The organism is uncultured Aquimarina sp., assembly GCF_947492965.1.
Taxonomy (GTDB): domain Bacteria; phylum Bacteroidota; class Bacteroidia; order Flavobacteriales; family Flavobacteriaceae; genus Aquimarina.
The window spans coordinates 939,488-953,440 of record NZ_CANLOZ010000001.1; the positions used below are offsets into that span (position 1 = coordinate 939,488).

The window sequence follows — 13,953 nt, forward strand, 5'->3', positions numbered from 1 at the left end:
ATTGACACTTATGTTTAACGATAAAAAGTATCTTAGTACGTATAACAAATTAAAAAAATAAAAAATGGAAGAATTTCAGCAAGTAGCTCCAGTAGTAAGTTCTCTTACTGACGAAAAGAGAGTAGCTTTTTATAAAAAGACATATACCCATCTGGCAATGGCTGTGTTATTATTTGTAATTGTAGAATGGGTGTTTTTTCAGATAGAGCCATTAGTAAATTTTGCTTTCTCTATGACGCAGGGATGGAGATGGTTATTAATGTTAGGAGGATTTATGCTGGCAACTAATTACGCGGAAAGAATGGCGCATAAAACTCATGATATTAATAAGCAATACTTAGGTCTTGTATTATACGTGGTTGCAGAAGCGTTTATTTTTATTCCTTTAATTGGGATAGCTATGATGATTGCTGAGAGTGGTGGTGCTAATATATTAAATCAAGCAGCAATTCTTACGTTAGCATTGTTTACCGGTTTGTCTGGTGTCGTACTCTTGACAAAAAAAGATTTCTCTTTTCTTAGATCTATGTTAACAATAGGGTTTTTTATTGCCCTTGGTTTAATTGTAGCGGGAATGTTATTTGGTTTTAATCTTGGTTTATGGTTTAGCGTTGGGATGGTAGTTTTAGCTTCGGGATCAATTTTATACCAAACCTCTAATATGGTTCATAAATACTCGGAAGATCAATATGTAGGTGCTTCATTAGGTTTGTTTGCATCATTAATGTTATTATTCTGGTATATTCTAAGTATCTTATCTAATGACTAACAGCAAAGATTAGATAAAATAAAACATTAAAAAGCGGGAGTTTTAATATAAACTCCCGCTTTTTCTTATAGCGAAATTTTGTTCTTTTCTAGTTGAAACCTTTAAGAGTCCTGTTTAGTAGTAACAATGTGGTTTAAGATAGTTTTTGCATGTATTCTAGAGTTTTCAATAAACCAAACATGCGTATCCATTCCACCGCAAATTACACCAGCTAAATAAAGACCAGTGATGTTAGACTCCATAGTGTTTTCATCATACTTCGGATACTTCTTTTCATCATCCGAAAGTTCAATTCCGATGTTTTCTAAAAACTCAAAATTTGGCATGTATCCTGTTAAAGCCAATACGTAATCATTTTCTATAGAAACTTCACCTTCGGGTGTTGTAATGATCAGTTTATCCGAACGTATTTCTTTTACATTCGCGTTGTAAAAGGCATGAATACTTCCTTCTTTGATTCGGTTTTCGATATCAGGTCGTACCCAATATTTCACACGTTTTCCAATTTCTGGAGATCGAACTATCATGGTAACATCTGCTCCTTTGCGATAACACTCTAAAGCAGCATCCACTGCAGAATTACTAGCACCAATAACCGCTAATTTTTGCTTTGCAAAAAAATGAGGATCCTTATAATAATGGGATACTTTGGGAAGTTCTTCACCAGGAACATTGATCTTATTCGGAATATCATAAAATCCTGTAGCTACTATTATGTAATTGGATGTATACGTATCTTTTTCCGTTTGGATATGGAAAAGGCTTCCTTCTTTTTTAGCAGCATGTACTTTTTCGAATAAGTTTATATTAAGATTATTAGAAGTAACAATTCTTCTATAATATTCTAGAGCTTCATTTCTCTTTGGCTTTGCTTCATTGCTTATAAAAGGAATATTATCAATTTCCAATTTTTCTGAAGAAGAGAAAAATTGCATATTAACAGGGTAGTTAAAAAGAGAATTAACAATTGGACCTTTTTCTATAATGAGGTAATCTACACCCTTTTTTTGAGCTTCTAGGCCACAAGCAATACCTATAGGACCACCACCGATTATAATAAGCTCAATGTGTTTCATTATCCAATAATCTCTTTTAATCCTTTTACAGTTTCAATAGGGTTTTCGCTCTTAAAAACATAGCTACCGGCAACCAATACATCTGCACCAGCATCAACAAGTTGCTTTGCGTTTTTGTTAGTAACTCCACCATCAATTTCGATCATGGTACTGGCGTTATTACGAACGATTATTTCTTTAAGCTGTTGTACCTTTTTATGAGTATTCTCTATAAAGGATTGTCCACCAAAACCTGGATTTACACTCATAATACAAACTAAATCAATATCATTGATCGTATCTTCTAATAAGCTTACATTGGTATGTGGATTGATCGCTACTCCTGCTTTCATACCTTCTGCCTTTATTGCCTGCAATGTTCTATGAAGGTGTGTGCAAGCTTCGTAATGAACGGTTAAAATATTACTACCTAAATCCGCAAATGTTTTTATATATCTGTCTGGATCTACGATCATTAAATGAACATCAATAGTTTTTGTTGCATGCTTAACGATATCTCTTAGTACTGGCATACCAAAGGAAATATTAGGTACAAAAACTCCATCCATGATGTCGATATGAAACCAATCAGCATCACTGTTGTTTATCATTTCAACATCTCTTTGTAGGTTAGCAAAATCCGCAGCTAATACAGAAGGGGCAATTAATTTAGAAGCCATATTTAGTAAAATTTGCTGCAAAAATACTATTTAAGTTTAAAACTAAGAGAGCTTCATAAATTTATTCGCGATGTAGGATATGTTTTTAAAGTTTTTTGGATTATAACTCTTTTCAGATTCTAGAAAACGTTCTAGCTCTAAATAATCTTTCTCCTTATTTACGACAGTATAGGAATTTTCAAAAGTTTTAAAACATCGAATTTCTGTAGACCTATCAAATATTTTAATAATATCAAAATGCCTAATATCACGGACTATCTTTTGATATAAATTTTTAATAGTTGTTACTTCTCCTTCGATAATTTGAAAGAAATTTTGTTCAGAATACATCAAAATTCCTGTAATTCCTAAGTCATTATTTTTCAGTTTTGTAGTATTTAATAATTCGTTTATTTCTTGATCAGAAAGCTCGGAGCAAGTGCTAACATACGATATGGTATGGTAAATAGGTTTTTTCATATAACTTAAAGTTATAATTTTGAAAGGGAATTTTTCTGCAAAAAAATGGATTTAACAGTTGTTTTTAACAGTCGTTTAGTAAGATGTGAATTTTTGATCTACTAAATAATTATCTAGGAAAGTTTCATGAACTTTTTAGTAAGATAGGAGACACTTTTGTAATTATCTGGATTATAAGACTTTTCTCCTTCTAAGAAATTTTGAAGCTCATTATGACTATAAGATTCTCCAAAAACTTTAAAGTCCGAGTGGTATTTTGAAAAGCAAGGGTTGACAATCTGTCGATCAAAAATTTTAATAACATTGTAATGGCGCTCGTCCTGTTCTATCTTAGAAAACAACTCATGTATATAAGTTTTCTCACCTTCTAGTATTTGCATGAAATTACCATCCGAATATAAAAGTATACCAGTAATGCCCAGATCATTGTTTTTTTGTTTAACGAGCTGGAAAAGGTCTTCCATTTCTAAGGTAGTCAATGATGGATCTGCAGTACTTACATAACTAATGGTTTGCCACATAATTTCCTTTATATACTTTTAAAGGTACAGTTTTTTTAGAAAATTTGGGAAGTAATAAGATTTAATAATCATAATAATACTGTTAATTGTGGTTCAACAGTAATGTGTAAAACTACAGATATTGTTCAAGAAAAAACCTCCGGTAATCAGCCGGAGGTCATTCATCAATCAAAAAACGAACAGTTATGTTATAAACTGTTTGTAACCGCAATTTAGGAAATTAAAAGTTATCCTAAATAAGTTTTTAATATTTTACTACGAGATGTATGTTTTAATCTACGAATAGCTTTCTCTTTAATTTGTCTTACACGCTCACGAGTTAAGTCAAAAGTTTCGCCAATTTCCTCTAAAGTCATAGGGTGTTGATCTCCTAGACCAAAGTATAAACGGATTACATCAGCTTCTCTTGGTGTTAGTGTTTCTAAAGCACGCTCAATTTCGGTGCGAAGTGATTCATGCAATAGAGATCTATCAGGATTTGGAGATTCTCCAGAATTTAGTACATCATATAAGTTAGAATCTTCACCTTCTACTAAAGGAGCGTCCATACTTACATGACGACCAGAATTTTTCATGGATTCCTTTACGTCATTGATCGTCATGTCTAATTCTTTAGCGATCTCTTCTGCACTAGGTGGTCTTTCGTGAGATTGCTCTAAGAAAGCATATGTCTTATTTATCTTATTGATCGAACCGATTTTATTTAATGGTAATCGAACAATACGTGATTGTTCTGCTAATGCTTGTAATATAGATTGACGAATCCACCATACAGCATAGGAAATAAATTTAAATCCTCTAGTTTCATCAAAACGTTTAGCAGCTTTGATCAAACCTAAGTTTCCTTCATTAATCAAATCAGGTAATGTCAATCCTTGGTTTTGATATTGTTTTGCAACAGATACCACAAATCGAAGATTGGCTTTTGTTAATTTTTCAAGGGCTCTCTCATCTCCAGCTTTAATGCGCTGAGCTAATTCCACCTCTTCATCTGCAGTAATAAGATCTACCTTACCTATTTCCTGCAAATACTTATCCAGCGATGCAGTTTCACGATTCGTTACCTGCTTCGTAATTTTAAGTTGTCTCATCTATGTTATCCTTGAAATTTAATATTGTGAATATTTAGGGCTTCTCTTTTCTTAATTATACGTAAGGTGTTACGAAAATGTTACAAAAAAGTAAAATTATTTTTTTATATGCACTATTACTGCCTTAAGTATTGGTAGTATATGAGTCGTAATAGGAGCTAAAAGTTTACGAGCTTATTCGAATTCTAGTACATTTTTGGCAATAATTAATGAACGTAAGGCTTCAATTTTTTTCTGCATTTTATTAAAAAATAAATTTCTTTCTTTTTCTCCCGCAGTACTTAATAATTTAGAACCTTCCATTTGTATATTTAGAAATTCTTCGGCTTGATCACAAGTGATCACATCGTTGGTCCTATAATAAGAAAGAATGGTAAAAGGGACATAGAGCGATCTTTCAGTAGGTGTTTTTACCAATACGCGGTTGTTCATGAGTAACAATTCATTATAGTAGAACTTAAAATTATCTTTTTGCTCAATTATTTTTCTAGAAATTTGATGTAGTAACTGTTGCAGGTCATCACAGATTTGTAAAGCATCTTTAGAAGTAAGAGAATCGGATTCGAAATAAAAGTGTATCTGTTTTAATGTACTATTAATGGTAGTGATGTCCCAAATTTCTATAGAGTTAAGATCATTGTACATTTTTCCTAATCTTTTAGCAGCCTCAATTAAGGATAGAGAAGGATTAAATCCAGTGAATTTTACATCACCAAGTTCAGAATCCATAATTTTTAACCATACATACATCTTAAATTTAGAAAGTAGATTATCATCAGAAGTATAGAATATTGGTAAATCTTTGGCTGAATAAATCATCTCTACATTAGGGTTGTTAATGAGCGGAGATAAAGATTTATAAGAGTTTTCATAGTATGCCAGTAAGCTTTTCATATCCTGAACTGGAGCTGTTTTTTTTACTGCCACAATATGCTCATCTTCACTAGAAAACAACTGATCAATGGATAAACTGAAGTATTTGGCCAGTGTTACTCCTTCTTCAAGAGATAACTTACTTTTTTTACTAATTCTTCTATGAGCAGCATCATAGCTTATATCTAAAGCTGTTGCTACTTCATCGATGAGCGAAGTTTTAGAGCAGATTTGTTTTTTAATAAGCTCTAAAAAATTTTCTTGTATCATTCCTTATTTTTTTACGATTGATGATAGTGCGATGGAAAAATAAGATAGAAAAATAATTCAATTTTGTGATTTTCGCAAAAAATATAAAGTGTCTTTGTGATTTTTAATTTTTTCACAAATACAAAATTAGGAGATATTAATTTGCGAAAATCACAAAAAAATAAAATCCTTTTCGCACTTATCACTTTTTGTCTTGTACTTATCACAATAGTTTTGACTTGTGAAATTTTAAAAACAAGAAAAATGAGAATTAGTATTTTAACCTTAATGGTATTGGTAATAAGCAGAATTACTTTCGGACAAGACAATGAGGTAGTAGCACCAATTGGTTTTTTTAATAGTACAAATACGGATGTTTATGGTTTGTCGATTGGTTTGGCGCAAAAGAAAGTAGAACCAGACACGAAGACAACAAAATCAAATGGGTTGAGAATTGAACCTTTCGGTAAAGGTTTTTCGATATTTTTTACTCCCAAAATCGGACTACCTGATAAAGAAAGTGAATTTGAAAATTATTTCAATCGGAAACCTACAGAGATCGTAAATGGAATAAATGTTTCTGGTGGAACTTTATCATTTATGGATATTAATGGGATTTCTGTTTCTGGAGGAGTTCAAGCTTTAAGAAGAATGAATGGGATATCTATAACAGGATTCGGTAATTATTCTTACAAAGTAAATGGAATTCAATTAGCTGTTTATGGCAGCTCTACTTATGTTTTACGAGGTGTTCTCTTTGGAATGCTTGGTAGTTATGTTGTGGATGGAAAAGGGATTCAAATATCAGGATTTAATGACTTTAAGACATTTAAGGGATTGCAAATAGGTGCTTGGAACGATATTGAATCCAAAAGTGAGAGTTTTGAAGGGGTTCAAATAGGAATTCTTAATAATACAAAAACACTAAAAGGTATTCAAATAGGGCTTTGGAATAAAAATGAAAGACGCTCTTTGCCTTTTATCAATTGGCAATTTTCTAAAAAGAAAAATAAATCAAAAACATCTTAGTAATGATGAATATCACTAGCAACTTAAGCATCGAAGGGGACTATGGTTTCGAAGCTTTTTACGTACTTACTGGAAACTTGGTTGGTCTTATTCCGGTAAAAGAAAAATTGTACACTCGCATTAAAGTGTTGGATAAAGAGACATTAAAAATTTGTTTAATGAAATCTGAAACACTAAAAGTGTCAAAATATATTAAAGGATCACTAAAAGATGGGATTTTTAGTGTTTCCTCTTCTAATAAGATTACTTCTGTATTATCATTTATTAAACATTGGCGGACACAGAAAATAAATGCGAATTCTAAAAAAGAACAACTATTGGTGTTCTTATCTAAAACAGGAAATGTTCAACTAGGGGTTTTTAAGGATATTACTTCTAGAAAAAAGAAGTAGTATGTTGAATGATCTAAAAAGGAGCACTTAGTTTATATCTTATAAACTCTTCGTATTAATTCAGGTTAATTCACCATATGTGGAATATTAGAAGGTATGCCTTCTCATATATCCAAAGGACTGTTATATGTCTAATTTTAAAGAAATAATTATGCAAAAAATAAAATTTTCTAAAGATGAAGGTTCTGAATTTTATAAAGAACTTACCGAGAAGATTCGAGAATATTTTGAGTCTAATAGGTTGGAGAAATTCGGAAATAATAAGATGATTTTTAAAATCATTCTATATTTTATGATGGTAGTCTTGTTGTATGTTCTGATGATAACGTCATCAAATATAATCGGTTTTTACTTGTTGTATTTAGGTCTGGGAATATCAGTTTTGTTAACAGCATTTAATGTATCTCATGATGCAGCGCATGGAGTGGCAGTAAAAAGTAAATTCTGGAATAAAATTTTGTTTCAGTTAAGCTTTAATTTACAAGGCAATAATGCATATGTATGGGGCAAAAATCATAATGAATCCCATCATTTGTATACTAATATTGAAGGAAGTGATATCGATGTGTTAAATAATCCTCTTGTTAGGATGACAACAAGTCAAAAGGTACGTTGGTATCATAGATTTCAATATTTATATGTGCCATTTTTATATTTGTTTTATTCTCTTAATTGGTTTTTGTTTAGAGAGTTTTTAATGATATTTAATCGCTCGAGTAGGACAATTAAGGTTGCAATTCCGGCATGGGAAATCGTAAAGCTTTTGTTCTTTAAAGTACTTTATGTGGGTTACATGATTGTTATTCCTGACTTGTTATTGCCATTTGGTTGGGAGCATATTGTAGTAGCTTTTATGCTCAATCACTTTCTAATTTCTATCATATTTACTGCGGTTTTAGGAGTATCTCATTTATCGGATTTTGTAGCACATCCCGAAGCTGATAAAGAAGGTAATTTGTCGATGAGTTGGCCAAAGTTGCAGATGTGTACTTCGGTTGATTATAATGTGGATAGCAAATTTTTAAACTGGGTTTTAGGAGGATTTAATGCACATGCTTTACATCATTTATTACCAAATATATGTCATGTACATTATATAAAATTGGCTCCGATATTTAGAGAATTAGCAAATAAACATAGTATTACGTACATGGAGATGCCATATCGTGATGCCCTAAAATCACATTTTAGGTTTCTAAAGAAAATGGGAACACAAGAATCACCAAAACCTTTGCAATATGAAATCTAAGCATTTATATATTAAAGATCATGTAGAGCTTTTTGGTGCTATTCAGGAAGAGATCTACAAAAAAATTAATTTCTGTAATCGAAGATTTCAGAAAAAGATGTTCTTAAAGGGATTCATTTATTTTTCCTTTACACTAATTTCATATAGTTTTATTTATCAAATATCACAACCGCAATTGTTGGTATTGGCTTATGTTGTTTTTGGGTTAGTTTCTATGTTATTCGCATTTAACTTTGCGCACGATTTTTCGCATAACACAATTTTTAAGAAAAAGGAGTTAAATCATAAATGTTTCATTGCTCTTTATACGATGGTAGGAGCTCATGCAGAAGCATGGAAAGATAGGCATGTAACATCCCATCATCATGCTCCTAATGTTGAAGGTTATGATACAGATTTAGAAATTACGAATTTAATAAGAGTAGTTCCTGGTTCGAAGATGAAATGGTTTCACCGTTTCCAATATTTGTATGCTCCTTTTTTGTATACAACGTATTCATTGTTCTGGGTTTTTATCAAAGATTTTAAAGTGTTTTTTAGCGACTTTGGTAATCACAAGAAACATTCTTTAGCATACAAGTTTTCTTTTTGGTGTCAAAAAATAGTTTATCTAAGCTATTTGGTGTTATTGCCTATGATATTTATTGACCTAAAATGGTATTGGGTAATAGTAGCATTTATAAGTATGCATATGGTACAATCGCTATTTTTATTGTTTACCTTTTTTATGACACATCATATAAAAGGTCTGGCATATCCCGAAAAAGACACTTCTGGTAAGATAAAAACATCATGGTTCATGAATCAGGTGCAAAGTTCAAATGATTTTTATCCTTTTAGTAAGTTTGCAAATTTTATATTCGGAGGATTTAATAATCATATTGCTCATCATCTTTTCCCACATATTCATCATGTTTATTATCCAGAACTGAATAAAATTCTATATTCTGTATTAAGGAAACATCAAATCATTCCCAATCAAACTTCTTATTTTGGTGGAGTAGTAGCTCACTTATTACATCTAAAACAATTGGGGATAGAATAATAAATTTTTGTAATCAATAAAATAGGATTGAAGCACCTTCATTTTTTTTGAAGGTGTTTTTTTTGAAGATTCCTGAATTGTGATTATCACAAGAATAAAATTTCATACTCGTGATTTTAACAATTGTAGTTCTCAGATAGCAAGTATGTTTGGTTCACTAAACAATTTTAAAACAATTTGATATGATGAAAAAGTTTATGAAACAAGGAGTGTTTTTAGTGGCACTTCAATCCTTGATTAGTTGTTCCGTTACCAGTCCATTTAAAGCCTACACTACTGCTAGTCATGGTTCGGTAAACTCGTATATAGCAAAACCATTGTATAATGGTGAGAACACCTCTAAAATTTATGCTTCGGGAACCATTGATATAGCCAAACAGGAGCAATTTAGACAGCAGGAAGATGATCGAAAAACCGTGGCATCTTTAGATGTATATCAATCTTTTTCACGAAAGTGGTTAAATTTCTTTTATGGTGCTAATGCCGCTTACGGGACATTTACCTTTAAGGGAGAGGAATTAGATGAGAACTCGGGTCGAACCATTATAGCTTTAGATGAAAAGCTGGATTTTTATAATATAGGACTAAAGGCAGGAGTTAATTTTAAGGTGTCTACTTCTAAATTCGATTTTAGACCGATTGGGCTAAAAGTTATGTATACCTATGAGTTTGGACCCTATCAGGATAAATTAGATGAAATTGAAAATATAGCTTTTCAGGATTATAATGTATTTAATAAAAAATCCTTTTTTACAATTCTAGCTGAAAGTGAAGCGGTTTATAAGATTAATATCAATAATTCTGTGAGTTTAGGTGCCTTTTCGGGATTTAATACAATCAGAGATGCTGGAGCACCAATTATAGGAGGGATGGCAAGTTATAGATATAAAAGATTAACGTTTAGTTACTTGTTTCAGTCAACATATATTGATACAGAAGAGGTTCAAGGGGAAAGAAAAAGTATAGAAATAGGTGCTCATAAAATCGGAATCGCATTTGAACTTTTTTAATAAATAATAGATAACGTATAAGTTGAGGTGTTATCTATTTCCACAATTGTGATTATCGCAAGAACAAAATATAATACTCGTGATTTTGACAACTAAGACTGTGGAATTGCTATTATGTTTACATCACTAAACAATAAATTTTTAATATGATGAAAAAGTTGGTCAGTGTTACAATTCTATTCTTATGTGTTTCAAAATATAGTTATAGTCAGAATTTAGATAACGATCAAAAACAAAGAAGAGAGAAGAAACCAATTGCCTTTACCAATGGTTTTAGCTCTATTGCCAGTGATGAAAGTAATGAGCTGGATATTTACGGAGGTATTATGTTTGAACGAAAAAACGGATGGGGATATGGATTTGATTTTACAAGATCTGCCTACACCGCAGAAAGTACAAAAGGTATCCCTCCAATAGATGAGATAGAAAACTTTGAAGGAACAGAATTACCTGAAGGAATTGAAAAAAGATTTCCTTATAGTGGTGAGAGGGATAATAGGTTGTATGCGTTATCTCCTAATTTATTTAAGTCTTTTGCTCTTAACAAGAAAAGGTCTTTTAAGATATTTGCTATGCTAGGTCCTTCTATTATCTATAGCGAAGACTATGAGTATGCTGTTGAATATTCTCCAGGATCTACTTGTGGTTTTGGAGGTTTTTGTTTTCCCGGTTCATCGGGGCCATCTTTGGATTATAGGAGAGTACAAGAAAGTAAGAAAATCATTCTTGGGGGATTTTCTAAGATATCTTTGCGATATACATTTAATAGTGTAGTAGGTCTCGAACTTTCTACTTACGGTAATCTCAATGGGGTTAAAAGTGTATATGGTTTTCAGTTTGGTGTTGTCTTAGGAAGACTTTTCTAATAGAAAAAACAACCCCTCTTTAAGACCTATTAAAGAGGGGTTGTTTTTTGTTGTTATTGTATCACAAAACGACCGTAGGCTCCTTGTATTTTAGCAATATAAGTTCCACTACTTAAGTTATTAGTGTTAATCGTACCATTGGTACTATTAAACTCTTCTTTTAGGATTGTTCTACCTTTAAGATCAAAGACTTGTACTAAACCGATAGCTGTCTTAGAAATGATTTGGATCGGTTGGTTTTGTGAAGGAATAGGGTATAATAAAATACCCTTACTAGCTAGAGTGTTTTCATCTACTCCTAAGGTAGCATCACATTCTAGGTCACCATAGATATTCACTTCGACAATACTTGCAAAACCAGATCCTGTATTGGTACCATTGGAAGTAAACTTGATATATCTTCCTGTTACATTGTTAAGAGCAAATAACTGCTCTGTATTTTCAGCACCACTTTCGATGGCACTATCTTGTCCTGTTAATACATTGGTAAAAGGACCATTTTGATCATCGGCAACGGCAATATCGAAATTAATCGTTCTTTCATCAGCTTTTAAAACATGAATTCCTATTTGACTAAGGGTTCTTATACAAGATACATCGAATGTTATCGAAACTTCAGGTTCGGTATTTGCGTCTCCTGTCCAATATTCAGATGCGGTTACATTATCATCCCAAGCAAATTGAGGTCCAACATTAGGTTTTCCTTGTTCAGTTCCTATTGCAGTTGCGTCTACTATGGTGATTTCTTCTGAAAAAAGATTAGACTGTATAATGTTTACTGTAGTGGTTAAATCACTTCCTCCAGGAGTCTCATTAATGGTTAAGGTTGCGGTACGCTGTGCATTAGTATTATTCTCTGTATAGTCAACTGTAATTATTGCAGAGTTGCTTCCCGAAACATTATCAACTGTTATCCAAGCGGAGTTTTCGGTTATAGTCCAGTTAACATTAGCATTGATTTCAAACGAAATGTTTCCTCCACTTCGATTTGCGTTCAATGTTGTTGGAGTAGCTGTTAGTCTTGGAGTATCCATTCCAGTTCCACCAAAACCAATACTCACACCTACATCGGCAGTTGTGTATGGAATACGAGATCCACCTGAATTGAATTCTTCTGCACCTGCATCAAGGCTTCCAGAACGAGTACCTCCTAAGATGTCCGTAGTAACAAAAGGGTAGTTACCAACTGCTGCGTCGATAGCAGGACTGTTAGAACCTAATTCATAATAAAAAGGACCATTTTCTAAAAGTCCAGATGTTACTACTTGGTTACTATTAGTGCCCGTTGAAAGATCCCAGGAACCATTTTGTGTTATATTTCCTTGATATACGGATGTTCCTGTTGGTGCTGTTTGCTCGTCAACTGCACTTTCTGCAGTATTAATCATGATATTATTTGCAATAATTAAGTTTTCTGGTGCTAAGCTTAAGTTACCTCCAACATTAGTTCCGATTCTAAAACCATAATCACAGTTTACAAAAGTATTATTTACTATAGTAGCATCAATAACCTGATAATATCCATTAAGGGCTGTATTAGGTCTTCCATTACTAACATTAATAGCTCCAGCTGTACTAGTGTTGCTACCATCTGGTTTTTCAGAATTTACTCCTTCAATATAGTTGTTATATACTCTATGTCCTTCTCCAATTACACGAATACCACCCGAAAAAAGATTGTTTTGGGCAAAAAAGAAGTTGTTGTATACTTCGCAGTTATCACCATGGCGTAATGTTAACGTTCCTTGATAGTCTCTAAAAGTATTATTGTAATATTTGTTTTCACCACTTTTGTTTGAAATAATTTCTACTTCTCCAGACCAGTTGTAAAATAGATTGTCATAAACTTCAGTATTAGAAGGATGTAATGAGGTGCTACTGTTTCCTATTCTAATAGCATCTTGATCATTATCCTGATTAACCTCTCTAATTGGTGTACGATCTGCAAAATAGTTATGATGAATTTTTGTAAAATCAGGCTCTGCAAATTCAGTAGAAGTAGCATTTCTATTGTCGTTGATAATACTACCAATACCATGTTTTCCAATAAATGAACTGAAGCTAATTTCGTTATATTGTCCGTACACCACAATCCATTTGAAAGTTAAGGTTTCTTGTGATGTAGTTCCATTATAACTATCTACTTTTATATTTGTTACTGTACAATGATCACATTCATTGTTACTACTATCTCTAAACTCAATTATAGGTTCTATTGTACTTCCGCTAGTGCTTAAGTTTGATGGATTTTGAAAAACTACTCCTTCAAAAACAACATAGGAACCACCCATACTTACTCTAGAATTACCTTCGAAAAAAACTGAACCTGGAGTTTGTGCTTTGATAGTAACTGGATTTGTTTCCGTGCCATTTTTATTGATGTTTATGACCACATTTGTCCAAGTTCCATTAGCTAGTGTAATGGTAGATCCTGCGGATGCATTAGTGATAGCGCTTTGTAATTCAGAATTGTTAGAAACTGTTTGTGCAAATATTGGGGTATTTGCAAAAGTCAGCAATACACAAATGACGATTGTGCTTGTTAAGATTTTAATGTTCATGATTTAGGGTCTTCAATTAAATTGGTCAACCAATTTGGTCAACCAGACAAATATACTATTCATTTTTGTAAAACCAAAAAACGCTTTCAAAAATAATGAAAGCG

General features: G+C 32.3%; 14 protein-coding genes. 7 read left to right on the top strand and 7 right to left on the bottom strand.

What is annotated here, in order from left to right:
• The first annotated feature begins 64 nt into the window (after positions 1 to 64).
• A complete protein-coding gene (locus Q1B37_RS03985; RefSeq protein WP_299895717.1) occupies positions 65 to 769 on the top strand; it encodes a Bax inhibitor-1 family protein in 705 nt (234 codons plus the stop codon).
• A 101-nt stretch (positions 770 to 870) separates the two neighbouring features.
• Here Q1B37_RS03985 and Q1B37_RS03990 read toward each other — a convergent pair whose 3' ends face one another.
• The 6 genes from Q1B37_RS03990 to Q1B37_RS04015 all read right to left on the bottom strand — a co-directional run bounded on the left by Q1B37_RS03990 (position 871) and on the right by Q1B37_RS04015 (position 5,718).
• Positions 871 to 1,845 (bottom strand): YpdA family putative bacillithiol disulfide reductase, encoded by a 975-nt coding sequence (locus tag Q1B37_RS03990; RefSeq protein WP_299895719.1) that lies wholly within the window; start codon positions 1,843 to 1,845, stop codon positions 871 to 873.
• The gene (gene rpe, locus Q1B37_RS03995) at positions 1,845 to 2,504 is read right to left on the bottom strand and encodes a ribulose-phosphate 3-epimerase (RefSeq protein WP_299895721.1); all 660 of its coding nucleotides are present in this window, start codon (positions 2,502 to 2,504) and stop codon (positions 1,845 to 1,847) included. Before rpe ends, Q1B37_RS03990 begins: the two co-directional genes overlap by 1 nt.
• A 42-nt stretch (positions 2,505 to 2,546) precedes the next feature.
• Positions 2,547 to 2,963: a BLUF domain-containing protein gene (locus Q1B37_RS04000; RefSeq protein WP_299602788.1), complete on the bottom strand. Its 417-nt coding sequence runs from the start codon at positions 2,961 to 2,963 to the stop codon at positions 2,547 to 2,549.
• Between the two features lie 113 nt (positions 2,964 to 3,076).
• Positions 3,077 to 3,484 (bottom strand): BLUF domain-containing protein, encoded by a 408-nt coding sequence (locus tag Q1B37_RS04005; protein WP_299895724.1) that lies wholly within the window; start codon positions 3,482 to 3,484, stop codon positions 3,077 to 3,079.
• Between the two features lie 227 nt (positions 3,485 to 3,711).
• On the bottom strand, positions 3,712 to 4,575 hold the full coding sequence (locus Q1B37_RS04010; protein ID WP_027395748.1) for a sigma-70 family RNA polymerase sigma factor: 864 nt from the start codon (positions 4,573 to 4,575) through the stop codon (positions 3,712 to 3,714).
• Between the two features lie 174 nt (positions 4,576 to 4,749).
• Positions 4,750 to 5,718, bottom strand: a complete 969-nt coding sequence (locus tag Q1B37_RS04015) for a hypothetical protein (RefSeq protein WP_299895727.1) — start codon at positions 5,716 to 5,718, stop codon at positions 4,750 to 4,752.
• A gap of 243 nt (positions 5,719 to 5,961) precedes the next feature.
• On the opposite strand from Q1B37_RS04015, the gene Q1B37_RS04020 reads away from it, so the two are divergent.
• From Q1B37_RS04020 to Q1B37_RS04045, 6 genes are all read left to right on the top strand, one after another.
• Complete coding sequence (locus tag Q1B37_RS04020; protein ID WP_299895730.1) at positions 5,962 to 6,726, top strand: hypothetical protein; 765 nt, start codon at positions 5,962 to 5,964, stop codon at positions 6,724 to 6,726.
• 2 nt (positions 6,727 to 6,728) lie between these two features.
• Positions 6,729 to 7,118, top strand: a complete 390-nt coding sequence (locus tag Q1B37_RS04025) for a hypothetical protein (protein ID WP_299602773.1) — start codon at positions 6,729 to 6,731, stop codon at positions 7,116 to 7,118.
• Positions 7,119 to 7,269: 151 nt separating this feature from the next.
• The gene (locus Q1B37_RS04030) at positions 7,270 to 8,367 is read left to right on the top strand and encodes an acyl-CoA desaturase (protein WP_299895732.1); all 1,098 of its coding nucleotides are present in this window, start codon (positions 7,270 to 7,272) and stop codon (positions 8,365 to 8,367) included.
• Complete coding sequence (locus Q1B37_RS04035; RefSeq protein WP_299895735.1) at positions 8,357 to 9,412, top strand: fatty acid desaturase; 1,056 nt, start codon at positions 8,357 to 8,359, stop codon at positions 9,410 to 9,412. Before Q1B37_RS04030 ends, Q1B37_RS04035 begins: the two co-directional genes overlap by 11 nt.
• A gap of 182 nt (positions 9,413 to 9,594) precedes the next feature.
• Positions 9,595 to 10,422 (top strand): hypothetical protein, encoded by an 828-nt coding sequence (locus Q1B37_RS04040; protein ID WP_299895737.1) that lies wholly within the window; start codon positions 9,595 to 9,597, stop codon positions 10,420 to 10,422.
• A gap of 146 nt (positions 10,423 to 10,568) precedes the next feature.
• A complete protein-coding gene (locus Q1B37_RS04045) occupies positions 10,569 to 11,288 on the top strand; it encodes a hypothetical protein (protein WP_299895740.1) in 720 nt (239 codons plus the stop codon).
• 53 nt (positions 11,289 to 11,341) lie between these two features.
• Here Q1B37_RS04045 and Q1B37_RS04050 read toward each other — a convergent pair whose 3' ends face one another.
• Positions 11,342 to 13,849, bottom strand: a complete 2,508-nt coding sequence (locus tag Q1B37_RS04050; RefSeq protein ID WP_299895742.1) for a chondroitinase-B domain-containing protein — start codon at positions 13,847 to 13,849, stop codon at positions 11,342 to 11,344.
• Positions 13,850 to 13,953: the final 104 nt, after the last annotated feature.

Excerpts from the sequence above, each read along its gene's own strand:
- Q1B37_RS04050 (WP_299895742.1), bottom strand. The coding sequence starts at position 13,849 with ATGAACATTAAAATCTTAACAAGCACAATCGTCATTTGTGTATTGCTG.
- Q1B37_RS03990 (WP_299895719.1), bottom strand. The coding sequence starts at position 1,845 with ATGAAACACATTGAGCTTATTATAATCGGTGGTGGTCCTATAGGTATT.
- Q1B37_RS03985 (WP_299895717.1), top strand. The coding sequence starts at position 65 with ATGGAAGAATTTCAGCAAGTAGCTCCAGTAGTAAGTTCTCTTACTGAC.
- Q1B37_RS04010 (WP_027395748.1), bottom strand. The coding sequence starts at position 4,575 with ATGAGACAACTTAAAATTACGAAGCAGGTAACGAATCGTGAAACTGCA.
- Q1B37_RS04020 (WP_299895730.1), top strand. The coding sequence starts at position 5,962 with ATGAGAATTAGTATTTTAACCTTAATGGTATTGGTAATAAGCAGAATT.
- rpe (WP_299895721.1), bottom strand. The coding sequence starts at position 2,504 with ATGGCTTCTAAATTAATTGCCCCTTCTGTATTAGCTGCGGATTTTGCT.
- Q1B37_RS04045 (WP_299895740.1), top strand. The coding sequence starts at position 10,569 with ATGATGAAAAAGTTGGTCAGTGTTACAATTCTATTCTTATGTGTTTCA.
- Q1B37_RS04005 (WP_299895724.1), bottom strand. The coding sequence starts at position 3,484 with ATGTGGCAAACCATTAGTTATGTAAGTACTGCAGATCCATCATTGACT.
- Q1B37_RS04000 (WP_299602788.1), bottom strand. The coding sequence starts at position 2,963 with ATGAAAAAACCTATTTACCATACCATATCGTATGTTAGCACTTGCTCC.
- Q1B37_RS04030 (WP_299895732.1), top strand. The coding sequence starts at position 7,270 with ATGCAAAAAATAAAATTTTCTAAAGATGAAGGTTCTGAATTTTATAAA.
- Q1B37_RS04015 (WP_299895727.1), bottom strand. The coding sequence starts at position 5,718 with ATGATACAAGAAAATTTTTTAGAGCTTATTAAAAAACAAATCTGCTCT.
- Q1B37_RS04035 (WP_299895735.1), top strand. The coding sequence starts at position 8,357 with ATGAAATCTAAGCATTTATATATTAAAGATCATGTAGAGCTTTTTGGT.
- Q1B37_RS04025 (WP_299602773.1), top strand. The coding sequence starts at position 6,729 with ATGATGAATATCACTAGCAACTTAAGCATCGAAGGGGACTATGGTTTC.
- Q1B37_RS04040 (WP_299895737.1), top strand. The coding sequence starts at position 9,595 with ATGATGAAAAAGTTTATGAAACAAGGAGTGTTTTTAGTGGCACTTCAA.